Genomic DNA, 20270 nt, shown 5'->3' with positions numbered 1-20270 from the left:
CATTCTCCAACTCCGAGTTTCCATGTCCGCCACGTCAGATCACAAGCATTTCGAGGCCGTCATCATCGGCTTCGGTCCGACCGGCGCCATCGCCGCGAGCCTGCTCGGCACGCAGGGCATCAAAACGCTCGCGATCGACCGCGCTATCGACATCTACGACAAGCCGCGCGCGATCGCGCTCGATCACGAGATCATGCGGCTGTTCGACAATCTCGGCATCGCCGAACAAGTCAGCCGCTACGTCGCGCCGTTCCCCGCGTCCGAGCATTTCGGCGCGCAAGGGCAGTTGATCCGCCGCATCGACATGGTTGGCGAGCCCTATCCCCTCGGCTACACGCCGAGCATGGTGTTCACGCAGCCGCCGGTCGAACAGGTGATGCGCGATCGTGTTCACCGCTGTCCTTCCGTCACGGTCGAGCTTGGCACGACCTTCGTCGCAATCCGGCAGGATGCAACGGCGGCGACCATCACGCTGCAGCGGGCGGACGGCACGATGCGCGAGGTCACCGCGGACTATGTCATCGCCTGCGACGGTGCCTCGAGCACCGTGCGCCAGCAGCTCGGCATCAGCTTCGACGATCTCGACTTCGACGAGCCGTGGCTGGTGGTCGATCTTCTCGTGAATGACAGCGGCGTCAGCAAGCTCCCGGCCACCGCAGCCCAATTCTGCAATCCCGCGCGTCCGACCACCTACATCATCGGTCCCGGCGACCATCGTCGCTTCGAGATCATGCTGCGAGCGGGGGAAGACCGCCAGGCGATGGAGCAGCCGGAGCAGGTCTGGCAGCTGCTGTCCCCCTGGCTCTCTCCGGACGATGGCGAGCTGTGGCGCGCGGCGAGCTACCGCTTCCATGCGCTGGTCGCGCGCCGCTGGCGCCAGGGTCGTGTCCTGCTCGCCGGCGACGCCGCGCATCAGCAGCCGCCCTTCATCGGCCAGGGCATGTGCCAGGGCCTGCGCGATGCCGCCAATCTGTGCTGGAAGCTCGCGCGCGTGTTGCGCGGACAATCGACCGCGGCCCTGCTCGACAGCTACGAGATCGAGCGCAGCACGCATGTGCGCGAGCTGACCACGCGCATCAAGGCGATCGGCCGCGTCATCTGCGAGCAGGATCCGGAGGCCGCAGCGGCACGCGATGCGCGTATCCTTGCCGAAGGCGGCGGCGTGCCGCGCACCATCACCCGGCAGGAGATCGTGCCGCCGCTGACGCAGGGATTGCTCGCGACCAAGGCAAACGCGGCCAATGGCACGCTGTTTCCGCAACCCTGGATCGTCGGTGATGGCGGGCGTGCCCTGCTCGATACCGTCGCCGGCACCGGATGGCGGCTCGTCCTCGACGGGCGGGGTGCGCTGAACTCGAGCTCGATCGACGCTGCCACCCGCGACGCCGGGATCAGTGTGATCGTCATCGGCGGTCACGGCTTGCACGAGGAGAGCGCCGTCGTCGCACGCTGGTTCGAACGCCACGGCTGCAGCGCCGCGCTGGTGCGACCCGACCATTATGTCTACGGCGTCGCGACGGACGCGCCGGAGCTCGCCGCGCTGCTGAGCGAGTTGAACGAACGACTGCACTAATCAAAACAAGAGACTATCAAACGGGGAAACGCCATGACGACATCATCCGACACCGCCAGACCCAGTGTGGGAGGACGCGCGATCGCCGTCCTCGTCATGCTGTTCCTGTTCCAGACGCTGAACTTCTTCGACAAGCTGGTGTTCGGCCTCTCGGCCGTGCCGATGATGAAGGAGCTGGGTCTGAGCCCGAAGGAGTTCGGCCTGATCGGCAGCAGCTTCTTCCTGCTGTTCTCGCTGTCGGGCATGGCGGTCGGCATGTTCGTCGTCGGCCGCTTCCCGGTGAAATGGCTGCTCCTGATCATGGCCGGCGTCTGGTCGGCGACGCAGATCCCGATCTTCTTCTCCGGCTCGATCGCGGTGCTGGTGATCTGCCGCATCATCCTCGGCGCCGGCGAAGGGCCGGGACTGCCGACCGCGCTGCACGCCTGCTACAACTGGTTTCCCGCCGACCGGCGCAGCGTGCCGAGCGCCGTGGTGCTGCAGGGCATCAGCGTCGGTCTCTTGGCCGGCGGTCCGATCCTGACCTATGTCATCGTGAGCTATGGCTGGCGCACCGGCTTCCTGTTCTGCGGCCTGCTCGGGCTGGCCTGGATGCTCGGCTGGTTCTTGGTCGGCGGCGAAGGCCCCTACTCCGCCCTTGCGCCGGAGGCTTCGGCGGCGAAGGACAAGGCGTTGCCGGCGCGCGTGCTGTGGGCCGATCCGACCGTGATCGGCGTCATCATCATGTCGACCGCGTCGTACTGGATCGTCGGCATGTCCGCGACCTGGCTGCCGCCTTTTCTGCAGCTCGGGCTCGGCTACAAGCAGGTCGATGTCGGCTGGATCATCTCAGGGATCTATCTGTTCCAATCGCCGCTGCTGCTCGGCGGCTCCTGGCTGACGCAAGTTCTGCAGCGTCGTGGCTTCAGCCTGCGCGCCTGCCTCGGCCACGCCTCCGGCCTCGCGCTGCTCGCCGCCGGCTGTGCGCTGCTGCTCAGCATCGTCACGACGGGTCCGCTGCAGCTCGCCTGTATCGCGATCGCCTTCGCCGCACCGAGCCTCACCACGATCTTCGGCCCCGTCGCGCTTGGCGCCGTGGCGCCGGCGATCCAGCGCGGCCGACTCATCGTCGTGATCTACTCCGGCAACGCGGCATCCGCACTGGTATCGAATGCGCTCACCGGCTGGATCGTCGGCGAGGCCGGAAACAACGCGCCGCTCGGTTACGCCCACGCCATGACATTCACCGCCGGCGTGCTGATCGTCGGCGCCATCTCGGCCTTCGCGCTGATCTTCCCGGAGCGCACCATCGCGCGCTTCGCGAAATCGGCGCAAGAACCGGCTTCTCCCTCCGCCGTAGCGGCGGTTTCGACCTGAGGACATCGGATGAGATTTGCAAGCTTCACCATCGACAATGCGCCGACCTGGGGACTGGTCGAGGGCACTGAGATCGCCGATCTCGGTGCTATCCTGCGCGACCGCTTCCCCGACCTGAAATCGGCGATCGCAGCGGACGCGCTGAAGGAGGCGGCCGCAGCGGCCTGGGGCGCGAGGCGGTATCCGCTCTCCGCCATCAGCTTCCTGCCGGTGATCCCGAACCCGGACAAGATCCTCTGCATCGGCCTGAACTACGAGACGCACCGCAAGGAGACCGGCCGCTCCGAGGTCGAGAACCCCACGGTGTTCGGCCGCTTCGCCAACAGCCAGACCGGGCATCTCACCGACATCATCCGCCCGCGCGTCTCGACCGATCTCGATTTCGAGGGCGAGCTCGCCATCGTCATCGGCAAGCCCGGCCGCTACATCCCGCGCAGCGAGGCTTGGCAGCACATCGCCGGCTATGCCTGCTACAATGAGGGCAGCGTCCGCGACTTCCAGCGCCACACCCACCAGTTCACGCCGGGAAAGAATTTTCCCGCGACCGGCGCGTTCGGCCCGTGGCTGGTCACGCCGGACGAAATCGACGATCTCGGCCCGTTGCGGCTGCAAACGCGACTGAACGGCGAGGTCGTGCAGGACGCCACGATCAGCCAGATGATCTTCGATATCCCGCGCCAGATCGAATACTGCTCGTCGTTCACCCGGCTCGAGCCCGGCGACGTGATCGCCACGGGAACGCCCGGCGGCGTCGGCTCCCGCCGCACGCCCCCGCTGTGGATGAAGCCCGGCGACGTCGTCGAGGTCGAGATCGACCGGATCGGTCTGCTGCGGAACGGGATCGCGGACGAGACGGTGTGAGCGCCCCTGATGTTCTTGACCGTCATTCCGGGGCAGCCCGCCAGGGCTGAACCCGGAATCTCGAGATTCCTGGTTCGATGCTTGCGCATCGCCCCGGAATGACAGCCGAACAACAGTGCCTACTCAATGCGCCATCGCCGGCCCGCCGCCGAGCCTGACCTTGCGGAGCGTCAGCGCCAGCGGAATCGCCGACAGCGAGATCAGCATCAGCGCCCAGTAGACGTCGACATAAGCGAGCAGCGACGACTGCATCTGCACGGTCTGGCCGATCCAGGCGAGCGCCTGCTGCTGCGCCTGGACCAGCGAGCTGCCATGCGCGGTGAAGTAGTTGGTCATCTGGTGCAGCGTGTCCTGATAGGCCGGATTGGACGGAATCGCATTCTCGACCAGCCGGCTCTGGTGGAACTGCGCACGGTGCGCCAGGATGTTGGCCGCCAGGGACACGCCGATCGAGCCGCCCGTGTTGCGCGCGGCGTTGATCAGCGCCGAGGCCTGATCGGTCTTCTCAGGCGGGATGCCGTTGTAGGACGCGGTCGTGATCGACAGGAAGATCAGCGGCAGGCCAATTCCGATCAGCATGCGGGATTCGGCGAAGAACCAGAAATCCACATTGGCGTAGACCCGGGTGAGGTCGTACATCGCGAACGCCACGACGGCCGCGCCCGTCATGATCATGTATTTCGGCTGCACCTTGCCTGAGAGGCGCCCGACCACGAACATCATCGCCATCGTCACGAGGCCGCCCGGCGACAGCACGAGGCCGGCCCAGGTGGCGGTGTAGCCGAAATCCTGCTGCACCATCTGCGGCAGCATCTGCGTGGTGCCGAGCAGGATCGCGCCGGTCGCCAGCATCACCAGGAAGCTGGCGCCGAACTGGCGCGACGCCAGCATGCGGACGTCCACGGTCGGATTCTTCCGGTTCATCTCCCACGGGATCATGGCGATGAAGGCCGCGACGCAGACCGCGGCGGTGACCATGATGAAGCGCGAGTCGAACCAGTCGTCCTCCAGGCCGCGATCGAGCATCAGTTCGAGCGCGCCGAGGAAGGTCGCGACGAGAAGGAATCCGACGACATCGAAGCCGTGCGCCTGCTTGCGACGCTCCGCCGTGACTGAGGCCGGCTCCTTCAGGATCAGTCCGATCAGGATCATTGCCGCAACACCGACAGGGCCGTTGATCAGGAAGCACCAGTGCCACGACGCGTTGTCGGAGAGATAGCCGCCGAGCGTCGGGCCGACCACCGGCGCCACGACCACGGCGACGCCGAACAACGCGAAGGCCTGGCCGCGCTTTTCCGGGGGAAAGGAGTCGGCCAGGATCGATTGCGCCACCGGCACCATGCCGCCGCCGCCGAGGCCCTGCATGATCCGGAACAGCAGCAGCACCTGCAGATTCCAGGCGAAGCCGCACAGCACCGAGCTCACGGTGAACAGGCCGAGGCAGAGCAGGAAGAAGGTCTTGCGGCCGAAACGCTTGGCGAGATAGCTCGACGCCGTCAGGATGATCGCGTTGGAGACGAGATAGGTCGTCACCACCCAGGAGGATTCGTCCTGGCTGACACCCATGCCGCCGGCGATATAGGGCAGCGCGACGTTGGCGATGGTGGTGTCCAGCACCTCCATGAAGGTCGCGAGCGCAACCAGCACGGCGATGATCCAGGGACTGCCGGCGCGCGGCGCGGAGAGAGCAGCGGCCTCGCTCATGGCATCAGCCTTCTCACAGCGCAGCCTTAAGCCGCTCATAGAGCGACGGCTTGGGATCGACGCGCACGGTCGGCACCACCGACATGCCCGGCCCGAGTGCGACGTCGGTCGGCGGATCGTCCATCTCGATCTTCACGGGCACGCGCTGCACGATCTTGACATAGTTGCCGGTCGCATTCTGCGGCGGCAGCAACGAGAAGGCCGGGCCCGAGCCGGATTGCACGCTGGCGACGTGGCCACGGATCTCGCGCTCGGGATAGGCATCGATTTCCAAGGTCACGGGCTCGCCGGGGCGCATCTGGTCGAGCTGCGTTTCCTTGAAATTGGCGCTGACCCACACGTCGTCTGGCACGAACATCGAAAGCGCCGTGCCTTGTGCCGCGAACTGGCCGTCGGCGGCGCTGAGATTGACGACGCGGCCGGACTGCGCCGCGGTCACGGTGGTGTAGGACAGATTGAGCTGCGCCTGGTTGCTCTGTGCCTGGGCTTGCGTGAGGTTGGCCTCGGCGCTCTCGCGCTGCGCCTTCAGCGACTCCAACTGGCGTTGCGCGACCGAGAGGTTGGCCTGCGCCGAGGTCAGCGCCGCCTTCTGCTGCTGGAGCTGCGATGTGTATTGCTGCTCGCTCTGCACCGTGCCGGAGCCGGTGCGGGCGAGGTCCTGATAGCGCTTGGCCTGCTGCTCGGCGAAGGTCAGCCCGGCCTGGGCCTGCTCGACCTGGGCCTGGCCCGCGGTGATCTGCGCCTGCTGCACCTCGATCTGCGCATCGATGTTGCGGATCGCCGCCTGCGCCGACTTCACCTGCGCATCGGCCTGCGCCAGCGCGGTCTTGTAGTCGCGATCGTCGATGCGCGCGATCACGTCGCCGGCCTTGACGTGCTGGTTGTCGGTGACCGGGACGGCGGAGATGTAGCCGGAGACTTTCGGCGCAATGGAGAACTGGCGGGCCGCGATGAAGGCGTCGTCGGTGGTCTCATAGTGACCAGCCGCATCGTAGTAGACGTAGCCGCCGGCGCCGACGGCGAGCAGCAGCACGAGACCCAGCGCTGCCCCAAGCGGATGCCGCCGGATCAGGCTCCTCCGGGACCCCTCCTGGCGCTGCCCGTGCTCCGTCGGCGACGGGCCGGGCTCCGCAGCCGGCGCCTTGGCCTCGATCTGCTGCGGAGTCTCGCCGGAGGCATCCCCGCGCCATTGCCGCACGGCACGATCGCGGGCCGAGAGCGCCGGACCGTCGTTGGCCGCCGATGGGACCTCAGCCGATGACAGAGCTTGCTGTGTCATCACGTCTCCTTGAATAGAACGGAACCGTTTCGTTTCTAGAATTGGGGGTTATGCAGATGGGATGCAATGGCGGACCGCGATGCGGACAGCTAAACTTTTCGTCATTGGAGGCCGCCGGCGCGCGATCACCTGCGCCTTCACCGCGATCCGCCGTCAGCAGGATCAACTGCGTGACGCAGCCGGGGTTGCAGCCTCACGTCATCGCGTTGACTCGATCAACTCAGCTAAATACAACACACGCATAATAAGAAATTGTTAGGGCCGGCAACCAACCACCACGGCGGGTGCCGACATGGTCATATTGCGAGGCACGCATGCCCGTCCGTCAGGTACCAGGCTCAGACCTGCAATACGTGCTCATCGCCTTCGACGCGACGGGGCAGGAGCGGCGAGAGGCCGACGGTTCGCTCGCGAGCGAGATGGTGGTGAACCGCCTCCAGACGCTGGGCGGGGCGGTCACCGATATTCTTCTGCTGAGCCATGGCTGGATGGGCGACGTCCCTGCGGCGATCGAGCAGTATGATCGCTGGCTTGCCGCCATGGCGGCGCTCGAAGCGGATCGGCTCGCCGCGGCGCGGCAGCGTCCCGGCTTTGCCCCCGTCATCATCGGACTGCACTGGCCGAGCCTGCCGTTCGGAGACGAGACGCTGCCATCGGGCGGCGGCGGGTTGCTGTCCGCCGACACGTCGGCGGCATCGCTCGAGGCGGAGGTGGAACGCTATGCGGCCCGCATCGCCGACACCCCGGCGGCACGCGCCGACATTCGCTCGATCCTCGAGCAGGCGCGCATTGCGCCGGCGGCGGCCACGTTGCCGGACTCGATGCGCGATGCCTATCTCAGGCTGTTCGCCGCGGCCGGCCTTGCGATGGGCGATGCGAGCGGACGCCCCGGCGCCGAGCAGGACCGGTTCGATCCATCCGTGATCGTGAGCGAGGCGCGGAGCGCGCCGGCCGACGCAACCGCCGGGACGCTGGGCCTCGGCGATGATCTGCGCGACGCGCTGCTGGCGCCGCTCCGCATCCTGTCGTTCTGGAAGATGAAGGATCGCGCGCGCCAGTTCGGCGAGGCCGGCGCTCATGATGTCCTCGTCAGACTGCAGCAGGCGGCGCCCACGGCCCGGGTTCACCTGATGGGCCACAGCTTCGGCTGCATCGTCGTGTCGGCGGCCGTCGCCGGCACGCCCGACGGCCGCGCGCTGCCGCGCCCGGTCGAGACGATGTTCCTGGTTCAGGGTGCGCTGTCGCTGTGGTGCTATGCCGAGAGCATTCCGCAGGCCGCGCCGACGCAGGGCTATTTCCGGCGCACGCTGCTCAAGGGGCTCGTGCGCGGCGCCTTCGTGACCACCCGCTCGAGCTACGACCGGGCCAACGGATGGTTCTACCCGCTCGGAGCGCGGCTCAAGCAGCAATATCTGCTCGATACCGACTATCCGCTGTACGGCGCCATCGGCAGCTTCGGCGTCCGCGGCACCCAGCCCCTGGCGATCGTCGACATGCCGATCCAGGATGTCGGCTTCAGCTACAATTTCGGCGGCGGCCGGGTCTACAACATCGAGGCGAGCCGCATCATCAGGAACGGCGGCGGCGCAGCCGGCGCCCACAGCGACATCGCCCACCCCGAAGTGGCGCACGCTTTCTGGGCTGCGATCCTGGCTGCACCCGCAGCCGTCAAGCCGCAACCCGGCCTGGGCGGCGGGCTGCTCGGCAGCGACTTCAGGCAACTCCATCAGCAGGGCGACGATCAGCAGCTTTGGCGGCAGCGGACGTTCGAGCGTGCTCCGTTCCCGGAGCAGGTGCAGAAGCAGGATCAGCAGCAGGTCGAGCCGGCCCAGCGGCAGCAACGCGAGCAGCAGCAGCGGGAGCAGGGTCAGCATCAGCAGCAGCAACGGCAGCAGGAAGACCAGCAGCAGCAGGTTCAGCTGCAATATCCGCAATGGGTGCCGGCACCGCCGGTCGCGCAGCCACCCCCGTTCGAGAACCGCAAAGCCTATCCGCCCGGCGAGCAGCGCTGGATCAACGCCGGCTTCGAGGATCTCGATGCGCCGTTGAAGCTGGGCCAGTGGTACACCTTCGCTTTCGACGTCGACGTCCAGCAGAGCGGCGTCTCGTCGGTGCCGCTCGCCGACGAGCAACTGTTCCCGGAAGGGACGTCCGATGTCACCTTGACCATCCAGCTCGACAGCGACGATTTCGAGCTGTCGGACAAGAGCCGCCCGCTGCGGCTGCCGCGCACAGGCAAGTCGCGCAACAAGGCGCGGTTCGACCTGTCGCCGAAGAAATTCGGCCCGTCGGCGCTGCGGGCGACGGTCCACAAGGACGGCAATTTCGTCCAGCAGATGGACCTCGTCATCGATGTCGGCGCGGCGCCCTCGCCCCGCGTCGAGGGCGCGCATGGCCGGCCCTATTCCTCCGCCAGCGTGCTCAATCCGCGCGACGTCGGCCTGTCGATCATGCCGATCGCGGGCGGTTACGACTGTCTCGTCTGGAAGCCCGTCACGGTGCGCGCCCGGCTGCCGTTGCTGCCGGACTACCTCGCCAAGTCGATCGAGATCGCGCGTCAGGAGCTCATGAAGGTCGTGACCTATCAGAACGCGGCCGGCAGCTTCGTCTTCCAGAGCGGGATCGACATCGCCGATGCCGACCGCGACGCCGCGCTCAAGATCATGGCGCGCGCGGGAGCGGCGTTGTTCACGAAGCTGTTCTTCGGCCCCGCCGCCGCGCAGGATTCCAAGGATATCGGCGAATTCCTGCGCAAACTGACCAGCGACCGCTCCAGGCGGCTGAAGCTGCAGATCGTGGCGGAGGCGACCACGGTGCCGTGGGGCCTGCTCTATGTCGGCGATGCCTCGGCCGGCGCCAAGCTCGACTGGGACAATTTCATCGGCATGCGCCACGTGATCGAGCAGATCCCGATGCAGAACACGCCGCGCGTCTCCGACTGCCTGATCCCCAGCGACAAGCCCGAACTCAGCATCAGCGTCAACGTCAACGACAACATCGACCGGCAGATGGGCGCCGACCTCGTCGCCCAGCAGCAGCGCTTCTGGGTCGCGGAGAAGGCGGCACGCCGCAACGTCCACGTGGTCTCGCGCACAACCAGCAAGGAGCTGGTCAAGGCGCTGGCCGACGAGACCACCAACGACCAGATCCTCTACCTCTATTGTCACGCCCGGGCGACCGGCCTCGACGATCCCGGCGGTCCCGACGGCTCCAGCCTGGTGCTGACCGATGCCGGCATCACGCTGGGCGAGCTCAGCCTGGACGCCCCGACCAGCAAGCTGCTTCCCGGCAACCCCCTCGTCTTCATCAACGCCTGCGAGTCGGCCGAATTGTCGCCGGCGTTCTACGACGGCTTCGTGCCGTATTTCATGGCCAAGGGCGCGCGCGGCGTGGTTGGGACGGAATGCAAGACGCCGGCGATCTTCGCCACGGCCTGGGCGAAGCGCTTCTTCGAGAGCTTTCTCGACGGCATGCCGCTGGGGGAGACGTTCCTCAACCTGCGCCGGGAATTTCTCCGCGAGCACGGCAACCCGCTCGGACTGCTCTACGCGGTCCATTGCGACGGCGACACCCAGGTCGCGCCATCACTGCCGCGGTTGCCGCCAACGGCCCCCGCGCCGAACGTACAGCCGGCGCTCGGCACCGGCACCTGACAGCGTCCTCAGCGCGCCGGCTCCGGCCCGGCGAGACGCACGACGAGAGCCAGCGCGGCAACGACCGGTGGCACGACGAAGCACCAGCTGCCCAGGCGCACGAACAGCAGCGCGGCGCCGCCGCAGCCGAGCGCAAAGGCGAGCACGTTGATGGCCATCTGCATGAGCCGCGCGGGCGGCGGCGCCTGGCCCTTGTCACCGACATAGATCCTGTCGGCGAGATCGATCATCACCTGCGTCGTGGTGCCGGTCATCAGGGTCGAGGGCGGCGCGGTCGGCAGATGGATCCGGTGCACGGCGTTCTGGATCGCCATCGCCGCGACCAGCACCATGCCGGTGATGATCGCCTCGCGGCTGTCGCCATCATGGAACGCGCCGAAATGCACCGCGAGCGCGGCGCCGAGGATCAGCAGCACGAGCTTGACCGCGATAAGGATCTCGAAGGCGCGCGCCCCCCGCCGCGACAGCAAGGTGCCGGTCAGGCGTGTCGCGATCACGACCACGCAGAACACCGGAAGCGCCAGCAGCTTGGCGACCGCGCCCGAGGTCCCGAGCGCCAGCGCCGCGCCGAGCGTCACGAAGTTGCCGGTGACGTGCGCCGTGAACAGGCCCTGCAGCGCCAGGAAGCCGGCCGTGTCGACATAGCCGGCATTGACGCTGAGCAGCAGCGGCACAACGTTGCGTGACACGAATTGCGACATGTGGTCCTACCTTCGTTGTTCAGAGCGCGTATTTCAGCTCGATGCCGATGTAATCGCTATCGTGGCCGCCGGCGCGGCGCAGCGCATCACCGATCTTGTAGTGCACGGCTTCCAGCGCACCGGTGAGATTGGCGCTGAAGCGATAGTCGGCGCGCAGCTGCGCGTAGACGCCGGACCATGCGCTGCCCCGCCCCGCGGTGCCGGCGACCCCGACATTGGGCTGGACGTAGATCGCGTCCGCCGTCGTCGCGCGCCATTGCAGGCCGACGGCCGCCATGAACGACAGATCGGTCGCGGGTTTCACCGTCAGCGACGGCTTGAGGTGGACCAGGTTGGTGTAGCCGGTGAAGCCGGCGAGCGTGAAGTAATAGCCGTTCGGGAACAGCGGATTGAAGGTCTCGATCCTGCTGTCGCCGGGATGGCGGTCGCCGGAGGCGCCGTCGAGCTGAAGGCCGATGCGCGGCTGCCAAGCCAAATCGGCGAAGGTGTAGCCGGCGCGCGCCCCGGCGCCCCAGGCGCGGATCTGCTTCGTCCCGACCGAGCCCGCCTGCCCCATCGCCTCGAGATCCCAGTCGAAGCCCGCCAGCTTGCCGGCGAAGCGGATGTCGAGCACGTGGCGCTGCTCGGCACCCGCTGCGTCGAGGAAGCGCGCATTGTCACGCTGATAGTAGGAATAATACGACGACAGCTCGTTGGTGCCGAGCACCTGGCGCTCGATTCGGAAGGTGTGGAACAGGAACGATCCGTTCGACGTATCGTCGAACGGGCGCACCAGATTGTATTGCACCGGCTGGCTGACGAACCCGATGAAGCGCCATGGGCCGCTTTCCCAGTCGGCCCACAGCGCGTCGAAGGACTGGCGCACGTTCGGCCCGTCGCGCGACGAGACGAAGCGCTGCAGGTCGAAGTCGAAATCCTGGCGCCCGACCCGGGCCTTGAAGGTGCCCTTCTCCGTCGCATCGACATAGGCGAGGAAGGCGAGCCGGAGGTCGAGCGGATCCTGGTCGACGGACGTGATCTTGGCCTTGCCGAAGGCACGGTCGTCCTCCAGCTGGACGAACAGCTGCCAGTGCTCGTTGAGATGTGCGTCGGCATGGATCTGCAGCCGTTGCAGGACATGCTGATCGGGTTTCGTTCCACCGATGCCGAAGCTCGCGGCTTCCAGGCTCTCGAACCGCTCGCGCAGGTTCATGCCGAACGAGACGTAGCTCTGCGGATGATCCTGCTGCAGCGGGATGTACTTGATCGAATCTGATGGCGCCGTGCGCCGCGCCGGATCGGCGAGCACCGACCAGTCCTCCTGCCAGCGGTTGGTACGGATCGCCGGACGTGAGGCGTCGTCCTCGGCGAGAGCTGACGTAGCCGCACATAGCGCGCCGAGCAGCGCGCTCGCGACCACCGTCTTTCTCAGGACCCGCGCCATCCGTCACCTCTCGGGAATCGCAGCAATACCCTACTTCGACGGCGCATGAATCTCCGCGACATAGCCGCCGGGAAACTGCACCACCGCCTGTTCGCGCCTATCCGAGGTGAAGGGCTCGACTAGCACGGTCGCGCCTGTTGCTTTCGCCTTGTCGAGGGTCGCCTTGAGATCGGCGACCTCGTAGCCGGTCATCTCGCGCCCGAACGGATATGGCAGATGGCCGTCGGTCACGAGCACGGTCATCCGCCCGAACACCGACTCGATGCGGAGGCGCCGATAGTGATCGTTGGGACGACCGATCTCGACCCCAGGCGCCTTGGGGTCCTCAGAGACGACCTTGCCCTTGGAGAAGCGCAGGAAGGCGCGCGTGAAGGCCTCGACGCGATCGGGCGAAACATAGACGCGGTTGTCGGGAACGGTCTGGAACGCCGCGTAGGACGGCTTCGTCGTGTGCCAATACAATTGCATGTTGACGCCGCCCGGCCACTAGATCACCGCATCACGGCCGATCGGATCGGGAAACGGCGCAACCACCACGTCGGCGCCGGCGGTCCTGGCCGCCTTGATCGCCGCGTCCAGATCGGTGACGAGATAACCGGTGCGCTCGGCGCCGAATGGGTACGGGATTGGTGTCTTGAAGCCGAACAGCGAGACGGTCCCGACCGGCGTCTGCAGCAGCTGCGAGGTCGTGCTGCTCGGAGCAGGCGTCACCGTCGCAACCACCTGCTTGGTGCTCAGGCCGCCGAAGGTGGCGAGGAAAGAGGTAGCGAACTTCTCGACGTCGTCGGGCGCGACATAGACATGCGTGGTGTCGTATTGCGCGCCCACGCCGATCAGCGGCGCCGCGTCCTTGGCGAGAGCGGGCGCGGCGAGCAGCGTGGTGGCAATGACGGCACCGAGCAGATGACGGGAACGGACCATGACGACCTCGAATGAGCAGATGTGGATCAAGCGCGGCGCGCGCGCCAGGAGATGATCGAGACGAGCACGAGGCCGGCGATCAGGCCGAGATGCTCGAAGAAGGCGTTCAGCGCCATGAAGCGCTCATGGCCGGCCATGTGCCAGAAATCATTGGCGGTGAGCATCGCAACGAGCGTGAGCACACCGAGCGCGCCGGAGCCGAGCCAGACGAACCTGTTCGCGATGACGAGCACCGAGCCGATCAGCTCGACGGCGATCGCGGCCGACGCCCACAGCGCCGCCGGCTGCAGGCCGAAATGCGCCTGCTCAGCGATGGCGCTTGGGAAGTCCATGAACTTCTGGACGCCGCCGATCAGATAGGCTGAAACCAGCGCGACCCGCGCCGCGGGCCACAGCCAGCGCCAGTCGAGCACCGCGGCGATCGGCCGCGGCGTGTCGGACATCCCCGCCATCTCAGACCGCCCAGCAGGCGCAGCCGAGCGCGCCCCAGAAGCTCTTGAGATCGGAGACCGGCAGGCTGGAGGACCATGCCCGCGCGTGGTCGTGGCCATGCATGCCGCACGCGCTGGTGCAGCCGCACATCTGCATCGCCTGGGCTCGGACGGTGCCATCGTCGCCCTTTTCCAGCCAGGCGCCATAGCCGCCGAAGCGGCGCACCGGCGACCATTCGGGCATCGCCGGCGGCGGAGCGGCGTCATCCAGCGGCTTGAACGCGGCGGCTGCGTAGACGATGCGGCCACCGACCATGGTGAGGTCGCTGGTGATGTCGGCGATCTCGGCCTCCGCACAGGAGAAGAAGTCGCGATCCGGCACGATCAAATCGGCGAACTGCCCGACCGCAATGCGGCCCTTCCTGCCTTCTTCGTTGGAGAACCAGGTGACGTTCTCGGTCCACATCCGAAGCGCCGTCTCGCGATCGAGGCAGTTGCGCTGCGGATACAGTCGCAGGCCGCCGACGGTGCGGCCGGTCACCAGCCAGGACAGCGAGACCCACGGATTGTAGGAGGCGACGCGCGTCGCATCGGTGCCGGCGGAGACCTTGACGCCCTTGTCGAGCATCGTCTTCACCGGTGGCGTCGCCTCCGCCGCGCCAAAGCCGTAGCGCTCGACGAAATACTCGCCCTGATAGGCCATGCGGTGCTGCACGGCGATGCCACCGCCGAGCGCGGCGATACGGTCGATCGACTGGTCCGAGATGGTCTCGGCATGATCGAAGAACCAGTGCAGCCCGTCGAGCGGGGTATCCTGATTCACCTTCTCGAACACGTCGAGCGCGCGCGAGATGGTCTCGTCATAGGTCGCGTGCAGCCGCCACGGCCACCTGTTCTGGACCAGGATGCGCACGACCTCCTCGAGCTCGCCTTCCATCTCGGCCGGCATGTCCGGTCGCGGTACGCGAAAGTCCTCGAAATCGGCGGCCGAGAACACCAGCATCTCGCCGGCGCCGTTGTGGCGGAAGTAGTCGCTGCCCTGCTTGTAGGACGAGCTTTGCGTCCAACGCAGGAAGTCGTCCTTCTCGCCTTTCGGCTTCTGCGTGAACAGATTGTAGGCAAGCCGGATCGTGAGCTGGCCGTCATCGGCGAGCTTCTGGATCACGGCATAGTCGTCCGGATAGTTCTGAAAGCCGCCGCCGGCGTCGATGGCGCCGGTGACGCCGAGCCGGTTCAGCTCGCGCATGAAGTGCCGCGTCGAGTTGAGCTGATAGTCGAACGGCAGCTTCGGGCCCTTTGCGAGCGTCGCATAGAGGATAGCGGCGTTCGGCTTCGCGAGCAGCAATCCGGTCGGCTTGCCCTCGACATCGCGCGCGATCTCGCCGCCGGGCGGCTCTGGCGTGTCCTTGTCGTAGCCGACGGCGCGTAGCGCGGCGCCGTTGAGAATGGCGCGATCATACAGATGCAGCAGGAACACCGGCGTGTCCGGCGCGACCGCGTTGAGCTCATCGATGGTCGGCAGCCGCTTCTCGGCGAACTGGTGCTCGGTGAAGCCACCGACCACGCGCACCCATTGCGGCGGCGGCGTGATCGCGACCTGCGCCTTCAGCATCGCCATTGCGTCAGCGAGCGACCGCACGCCGTCCCAGCGCAGCTCCATGTTGAAGTTGAGACCGCCGCGGATGATGTGCAGGTGATTGTCGATCAGGCCCGGCAGCGCGCGCCGGCCCTTCAGGTCGATGATCTTCGTCGCCGAGCCAGCGAGCTTCATGACGTCCTGCTCACGGCCGACCGCGGTGAACACGCCGTCCTTGATCGCGACAGCACTCGCCTGCGGGTTGGAGCGATCCAGCGTCGTGAACAGGCCGCGATGCAGGATGAGGTCGGGATGATCGGTCATGAGGTCTTCTCGTCTCGCGCCGAAGTGATGGTTGTGTCTGCCCGGCCGTGATGGCCGGGCAGCATGCCGAAGATGTGCGTGGCGCAGGCCGCCTTCTGCCACGCGGCAGCAAGCGTGGTGCCGTTCAGGAGCTGCTTGCCCACGGGGATCACCTGCTCTCCGACGAGGATGCCGAGCAGGCCGACCAGCGCCACCAATGGCGGCGCCGGCGAGCGGACCTGAAGCAGGCTGTAGATCACGCCGACCAGCAGCCCTGCCCCGAGCGAAAACAGATAGATCTTCATCGTTCGTCCCGGGACTACTTGGCCCCGCCCTCCGAGGCGTGCTCTCCAAGCGCCCATTTGGAGAAGCGGATCTGGATGCCGTAGGGCGAATGCGCCTTCAGGATCTCCATCATGCCGTCATAGGTCTCGGCACGCGCCCAGTCCTGCTGCAGCTCGAAGGCGAACTGGCACGAGGTGATCGGCACCGCGCCGGCCTGCACCGCACGGTCCATCGCCCGGTTGTGCGCTTCGAGCGACAGGTCGCCGCAGGCATCGGCCGGGATGTAGATCTCGTAGCCTTCGCGCAGCATGTCGAGCGTCGGGAACAGCACACAGGCCTCGGTCCAGAGTCCCGCGATGATGAACTTCTTGCGACCGGTGGCGGCGACCTGCTTGCGGAAGCCGGCATCGAGCCAGGAGTTCATCGCCGTGCGGTCGACGATGTCGTGCTCTGGAAACAGCTCGGTCACCTCCGGCATGAAGGGACCGGAGAACGAGTCCTTGGCGACCGTGGTGAGCACGGTCGGGATCTTGAACAGCTTGGCCGCCTTGGCGACGATCTGGATGTTGTTGAAGACGCCGAGGCGATCGTGCGACTGCACACCTTGATACATCGCGGGCTGATAGTCGATCAGCGCCACCGCGCAGTTCTGCGGGGTCAGCATTTCGAGCTTCGACATGAGAATCTCCGTGACAGATTTGTGATGCGGAAGGACGCGCGAGGGCGTCAGCCCTTGATGAAGGCCAAGAGGTCAGCATTGATGGTCGCGGCCTCCGTGGTCGGCATGCCGTGCGGAAAGCCCTTGTAGGTCTTCAGAGTGCCGTTCTTCAGGAGCTTGGCCGACAGCGGCGCGGAATCCGCGTAAGGCACGATTTGGTCGTCCTCGCTGTGCATGACCAGCACGGGCAGCGTGATCTTCTTGAGATCCTCGGTGAAGTCGGTCTGCGAGAACGCGACGACGCCGTCGTAATGCGCCTTGGCGCTGCCCATCATGCCCTGGCGCCACCAGTTCTGGATCACGGCCTCGGACGGCTTGGCGCCGGGCTTGTTGTAGCCGTAGAACGGCCCAGCGGCGACGTCGCGATAGAACTCCGCGCGGCGCGTGGCGACCTGGGTCTGGAAGTCGTCGAACACCGACTTCGGCAGCCCGCCCGGATTGGCCGCGGTCTGCACCATCAGCGGCGGCACCGCGGCGATGATGGCAGCCTTGGCCGCGCGGCTCTCGCCATGGCGCGCGAGGTAATGCACCACCTCACCACCGCCCGTGGAATGGCCGACATGGATCGCGCTCTTGAGATCGAGATGCGCGGTCAATGCCGCGAGATCGTCGGCATAATGGTCCATGTCGTGGCCGTCGGCGACCTGGGCCGAGCGGCCATGGCCGCGGCGGTCATGGGCGACGACGCGAAAGCCGTGATTGAGGAAAAACAGCATCTGCGCATCCCAATCATCCGCTGACAGCGGCCAACCATGGCTGAACACGATCGGCTGGCCGGAGCCCCAATCCTTGTAGTAAATCTCTGTGCCGTCATTGGTTTTCAGAACGGGCATGATTTTCTCCTGCGCGCCAGCCATGCGGTCGCACAACGAATTTCGTGTCGCGATCGCCAATGCCCGGTGCTATGCAATCTCATGTGCATCTGCACAATGACCCGAGGAGGCCAAAGCACTGGCTCCAGAAGGCCAAGGGATGGCTCAGCAGATTCGAACCACATCGTCGTCCTGGATGCGCGGCGTCGCGACGACACTGAACGAGCAAGGTCTGGATGCGGCCGCGCTGTTCGCCGACGTCGGCCTCTCGATCGACGATCTCGACGATTGCGATCGCCGCTGGCCGACCGAGGCACTGAGCCGGTTGTGGGTGCTGGCGGCGGAGCGTTCGGGCAATCCGGACATCGGGCTGGCAAAGCTCGATGCGCCGCGGCCTGACAACTATGGCGTCGCCGGCTACGCCATGATGTCGAGCCCCACGCTTCTCGCCGGGCTGACGCGCCTGATCCGCTACATGTGCCTGGTAAGTGACGCGGTGACCATCACGCTCGAGCAGGGCAATGGCGGCCGCTGGGTGCGGACCGACGTGTTCGGTGGTGAATGCCCGATTCCGCGGCAGCGCTACGACTACGGCGTCGTCAATCTGCTCAATCTATGCCGGTGGATGCTAGATCGTCGCTTGACGCCGCTCGCCACCCGCTTCTCGCACGCTGTGCCGTTGTCGATTGCGTCCTACAACAGGGCGTTCCAGTCCCCGCTCGAATTCGATGCGCCCTTCAACGGCTTTCTGGTGTCGGATCAGGATCTCGCCTGCAAGCTGACGACCTCGGCGCCCGAGCTTTCGGCAATCCACGATCGGATCGCCGACGAGGCGCTGGAGCGCCTGGTCAAGACCGACACCGCGCATCGCGCCCGCACCGCGATTGCCAAGCTGCTGCCCGACGGCAGCCCGTTGCGCTCGGCCATTGCCGCCGAGCTCGGCTTGAGCGATCGCACCTTCCAGCGCCGGCTCGCCGATGAAGGCCTCTCCTTCAGTGATCTCGTCGACGATGTCAGGCGCGAGCTCGCCCAGCGCCATCTCGCCGATTTCCGCATGACGCTCACCGACATCGGCTATCTGCTCGGCTATGCCGACCAGAGCACCTTCTTCCGCGCATCCAATCGCTGGTTCGGCGAATCACCAGGCGAATATCGCTCCCGCGTGATGGGGGGACATCAGCAGGAGATCGCCGCCGCGCGGCTGATGCGCACGGCTCGAACCAGCATCGGGTGATCTCAATCAGTAGAACCGGTACAGATGATGCACCGGGCCGTGGCCATGCCCGACGGTGAAGCGATCGGCCGCCGCGATGGCACCGGAGATGAAGGCCTTGGCATTGCGCACGGCCGCCTCGAGGCTCTCGCCCTTCGCCAGCCCTGCGGCCACGGCCGACGACAGCGAACACCCCGTGCCGTGGGTATTCTTCGTCGCAACGCGCGGTGACGCCAATGCGATGCAGCCATCCGCGGTGATCAGATAGTCGGTGCTGTCCGTGCCCTGCCCGTGGCCGCCCTTGATCAGCACGGCCGGACAGCCGAGCGCGAGCAGCCGGCGGCCTTGCGCCGCGATCGCCTCGTCCGAGGTCGCGACCGGCTCGTCCAGCAGCGCGGCCGCCTCGGGCAGGTTCGGCGTGATCAGCGACGCCCGCGGGATCAGCCCGCGGCGCAGCGCGTCGATCGCATCCTCCGGCAACAGCCGGGCACCCGACGTCGCCACCATCACCGGATCGAGCACCACGTGTGACGGCGTCCAGCGCGCAAGGCTTGCGGCAATGGCGTCGGCAATCGGCGCCTGCGCCACCATGCCGATCTTGACCGCGCCGACGGCGAGGTCGTCGAACACCGCATCGATCTGCGCGGTGACGAAATCGGGGGGCACCAGGTGCACCCCGGTCACGCCCTTGGTGTTCTGGGCGGTCAGCGCCGTCAGCACCGAGGCGCCATAGACGCCGAGCGCCGCGAAGGTCTTGAGGTCGGCCTGGATACCGGCTCCCCCGGAGGAATCCGAACCGGCGATGGTGAGTGCGACGGGGGTGCTCATGCCCCTTCCTAGCGCGGGCCGGCCGCGCCCGGCAAGCAGGCCCGGCCACCGGAGAAAGCGTATCGACTTCGCCGGAAAACGCTATATTGAGGCGAAAGATGCCTTCCGGAGACAGCCCGCAATGGTTCCCTTCTTCGTCCAGATCAAGTGCAAGCTTGGCCAGTCCTACACGGTCGCCAATGCGCTGGCGGAAGCCGAGATCGCCTCCGAGATCTACTCGACGGCGGGAAATTATGACCTGCTGGTGAAGTTCTACGTCGACAATGCCACCGACATCGGCCACTTCGTGAACGAGAAGGTCCAGGTGCTGCCGGGCATTCAGGACACCCACACCATCATCACGTTCAAGGCCTTCGGCGCCACCTAGCGACGAGCTCGTCCAAGCCCGGGACGACCTGCCCGTCGGCCGCCTGCCTCACGACAAAGGCGCCCGTCGTGACCGACGGGCGCCGAGGTCCTGAAAATGGGTCAAGCATGGTTTCGTCATGAAAGACGGGGGGCGGCCGGAGGCCCGTGTCCGCCAGTGCGTGTCAGCAGGCTGAAAAGCCGGACCTTTCGATCGCGAGGGGTCATGGGGGGACCGTCGAACGGCCCGGCTTTCCTTTCGGGCAACTTGGCGATAGGCGTCTATAA

Annotated in this window: 16 protein-coding genes and 1 pseudogene; 6 read left to right on the top strand and 11 right to left on the bottom strand. The window is 66.4% G+C overall.

All coding sequences use genetic code 11. The annotated features are described in order from the left end of the window. Positions 1-22: 22 nt before the first annotated feature. The 3 genes from QX121_RS24710 to QX121_RS24700 are packed head-to-tail and all read left to right on the top strand — an operon-like array spanning position 23 to position 3790. The gene (locus QX121_RS24710) at positions 23-1573 is read left to right on the top strand and encodes a bifunctional 3-(3-hydroxy-phenyl)propionate/3-hydroxycinnamic acid hydroxylase (RefSeq protein ID WP_315813270.1); all 1551 of its coding nucleotides are present in this window, start codon (positions 23-25) and stop codon (positions 1571-1573) included. A 33-nt stretch (positions 1574-1606) separates the two neighbouring features. Beyond that, positions 1607-2929: an MFS transporter gene (locus QX121_RS24705; RefSeq protein ID WP_315813269.1), complete on the top strand. Its 1323-nt coding sequence runs from the start codon at positions 1607-1609 to the stop codon at positions 2927-2929. Between the two features lie 9 nt (positions 2930-2938). Next, complete coding sequence (locus QX121_RS24700) at positions 2939-3790, top strand: fumarylacetoacetate hydrolase family protein (protein ID WP_315813268.1); 852 nt, start codon at positions 2939-2941, stop codon at positions 3788-3790. A gap of 123 nt (positions 3791-3913) precedes the next feature. Here QX121_RS24700 and QX121_RS24695 read toward each other — a convergent pair whose 3' ends face one another. Together QX121_RS24695 and QX121_RS24690 are read right to left on the bottom strand one after the other, a co-directional pair. After that, positions 3914-5494, bottom strand: a complete 1581-nt coding sequence (locus tag QX121_RS24695; protein WP_315813267.1) for a DHA2 family efflux MFS transporter permease subunit — start codon at positions 5492-5494, stop codon at positions 3914-3916. A gap of 13 nt (positions 5495-5507) precedes the next feature. Then, positions 5508-6773 carry an HlyD family secretion protein gene (locus QX121_RS24690; RefSeq protein ID WP_315813266.1) on the bottom strand — a complete coding sequence of 422 codons (1266 nt, stop codon included), beginning with the start codon at positions 6771-6773 and terminating at the stop codon, positions 5508-5510. A gap of 314 nt (positions 6774-7087) precedes the next feature. Here QX121_RS24690 and QX121_RS24685 point away from each other — a divergent pair, with 314 nt between their 5' ends. Further along, the gene (locus QX121_RS24685) at positions 7088-10426 is read left to right on the top strand and encodes a CHAT domain-containing protein (RefSeq protein WP_315813265.1); all 3339 of its coding nucleotides are present in this window, start codon (positions 7088-7090) and stop codon (positions 10424-10426) included. Between the two features lie 8 nt (positions 10427-10434). Here QX121_RS24685 and QX121_RS24680 read toward each other — a convergent pair whose 3' ends face one another. The 8 genes and pseudogenes from QX121_RS24680 to QX121_RS24645 all read right to left on the bottom strand — a co-directional run bounded on the left by QX121_RS24680 (position 10435) and on the right by QX121_RS24645 (position 17617). After that, positions 10435-11127 (bottom strand): YoaK family protein, encoded by a 693-nt coding sequence (locus QX121_RS24680; RefSeq protein ID WP_315738863.1) that lies wholly within the window; start codon positions 11125-11127, stop codon positions 10435-10437. A gap of 19 nt (positions 11128-11146) precedes the next feature. Beyond that, a complete protein-coding gene (locus QX121_RS24675; RefSeq protein ID WP_315813264.1) occupies positions 11147-12550 on the bottom strand; it encodes an alginate export family protein in 1404 nt (467 codons plus the stop codon). 30 nt (positions 12551-12580) lie between these two features. Further along, positions 12581-13471: pseudogene (locus QX121_RS24670) on the bottom strand (glyoxalase). 26 nt (positions 13472-13497) lie between these two features. Next, positions 13498-13923, bottom strand: a complete 426-nt coding sequence (locus QX121_RS24665; protein ID WP_315738866.1) for a DoxX family protein — start codon at positions 13921-13923, stop codon at positions 13498-13500. Position 13924: 1 nt separating this feature from the next. Beyond that, positions 13925-15802 (bottom strand): amidohydrolase, encoded by a 1878-nt coding sequence (locus QX121_RS24660; RefSeq protein WP_315813263.1) that lies wholly within the window; start codon positions 15800-15802, stop codon positions 13925-13927. Continuing rightward, positions 15799-16086, bottom strand: a complete 288-nt coding sequence (locus QX121_RS24655) for a XapX domain-containing protein (protein ID WP_315813262.1) — start codon at positions 16084-16086, stop codon at positions 15799-15801. The genes QX121_RS24660 and QX121_RS24655 overlap by 4 nt, the downstream gene beginning before the upstream one ends. 14 nt (positions 16087-16100) lie before the next feature. Continuing rightward, positions 16101-16745 carry a hydrolase gene (locus tag QX121_RS24650; RefSeq protein WP_315712755.1) on the bottom strand — a complete coding sequence of 215 codons (645 nt, stop codon included), beginning with the start codon at positions 16743-16745 and terminating at the stop codon, positions 16101-16103. A gap of 47 nt (positions 16746-16792) precedes the next feature. Next, positions 16793-17617 carry an alpha/beta hydrolase gene (locus QX121_RS24645; protein WP_315813261.1) on the bottom strand — a complete coding sequence of 275 codons (825 nt, stop codon included), beginning with the start codon at positions 17615-17617 and terminating at the stop codon, positions 16793-16795. A gap of 139 nt (positions 17618-17756) precedes the next feature. Here QX121_RS24645 and QX121_RS24640 point away from each other — a divergent pair, with 139 nt between their 5' ends. Continuing rightward, the gene (locus QX121_RS24640) at positions 17757-18830 is read left to right on the top strand and encodes an AraC family transcriptional regulator (RefSeq protein WP_315813260.1); all 1074 of its coding nucleotides are present in this window, start codon (positions 17757-17759) and stop codon (positions 18828-18830) included. A 6-nt stretch (positions 18831-18836) separates the two neighbouring features. Here the strand turns inward: QX121_RS24640 and thiD are convergent, their stop codons facing one another. Continuing rightward, positions 18837-19637 (bottom strand): bifunctional hydroxymethylpyrimidine kinase/phosphomethylpyrimidine kinase, encoded by an 801-nt coding sequence (gene thiD, locus QX121_RS24635; RefSeq protein WP_315777143.1) that lies wholly within the window; start codon positions 19635-19637, stop codon positions 18837-18839. A gap of 121 nt (positions 19638-19758) precedes the next feature. On the opposite strand from thiD, the gene QX121_RS24630 reads away from it, so the two are divergent. Further along, a complete protein-coding gene (locus QX121_RS24630) occupies positions 19759-20004 on the top strand; it encodes an Lrp/AsnC ligand binding domain-containing protein (RefSeq protein WP_172112765.1) in 246 nt (81 codons plus the stop codon). The last annotated feature ends 266 nt before the right edge of the window (positions 20005-20270 follow it).

The sequence above is a fragment of the Bradyrhizobium sp. SZCCHNR2028 genome (assembly GCF_032380995.1).
In the GTDB taxonomy this organism is placed as follows: domain Bacteria; phylum Pseudomonadota; class Alphaproteobacteria; order Rhizobiales; family Xanthobacteraceae; genus Bradyrhizobium.
Note: the sequence above shows the minus strand (reverse complement) of the source record. Positions and strands in the feature narration are given on the sequence as shown.

Coding starts and splice junctions, on each gene's coding strand:
- QX121_RS24695 (WP_315813267.1), bottom strand. CDS start 5,494: ATGAGCGAGGCCGCTGCTCTCTCCGCGCCGCGCGCCGGCAGTCCCTGG.
- QX121_RS24710 (WP_315813270.1), top strand. CDS start 23: ATGTCCGCCACGTCAGATCACAAGCATTTCGAGGCCGTCATCATCGGC.
- QX121_RS24645 (WP_315813261.1), bottom strand. CDS start 17,617: ATGCCCGTTCTGAAAACCAATGACGGCACAGAGATTTACTACAAGGAT.
- QX121_RS24675 (WP_315813264.1), bottom strand. CDS start 12,550: ATGGCGCGGGTCCTGAGAAAGACGGTGGTCGCGAGCGCGCTGCTCGGC.
- QX121_RS24705 (WP_315813269.1), top strand. CDS start 1,607: ATGACGACATCATCCGACACCGCCAGACCCAGTGTGGGAGGACGCGCG.
- QX121_RS24665 (WP_315738866.1), bottom strand. CDS start 13,923: ATGGCGGGGATGTCCGACACGCCGCGGCCGATCGCCGCGGTGCTCGAC.
- QX121_RS24630 (WP_172112765.1), top strand. CDS start 19,759: ATGGTTCCCTTCTTCGTCCAGATCAAGTGCAAGCTTGGCCAGTCCTAC.
- QX121_RS24655 (WP_315813262.1), bottom strand. CDS start 16,086: ATGAAGATCTATCTGTTTTCGCTCGGGGCAGGGCTGCTGGTCGGCGTG.
- QX121_RS24650 (WP_315712755.1), bottom strand. CDS start 16,745: ATGTCGAAGCTCGAAATGCTGACCCCGCAGAACTGCGCGGTGGCGCTG.
- QX121_RS24680 (WP_315738863.1), bottom strand. CDS start 11,127: ATGTCGCAATTCGTGTCACGCAACGTTGTGCCGCTGCTGCTCAGCGTC.
- QX121_RS24690 (WP_315813266.1), bottom strand. CDS start 6,773: ATGACACAGCAAGCTCTGTCATCGGCTGAGGTCCCATCGGCGGCCAAC.
- QX121_RS24685 (WP_315813265.1), top strand. CDS start 7,088: ATGCCCGTCCGTCAGGTACCAGGCTCAGACCTGCAATACGTGCTCATC.
- QX121_RS24700 (WP_315813268.1), top strand. CDS start 2,939: ATGAGATTTGCAAGCTTCACCATCGACAATGCGCCGACCTGGGGACTG.
- QX121_RS24640 (WP_315813260.1), top strand. CDS start 17,757: ATGGCTCAGCAGATTCGAACCACATCGTCGTCCTGGATGCGCGGCGTC.
- QX121_RS24660 (WP_315813263.1), bottom strand. CDS start 15,802: ATGACCGATCATCCCGACCTCATCCTGCATCGCGGCCTGTTCACGACG.
- thiD (WP_315777143.1), bottom strand. CDS start 19,637: ATGAGCACCCCCGTCGCACTCACCATCGCCGGTTCGGATTCCTCCGGG.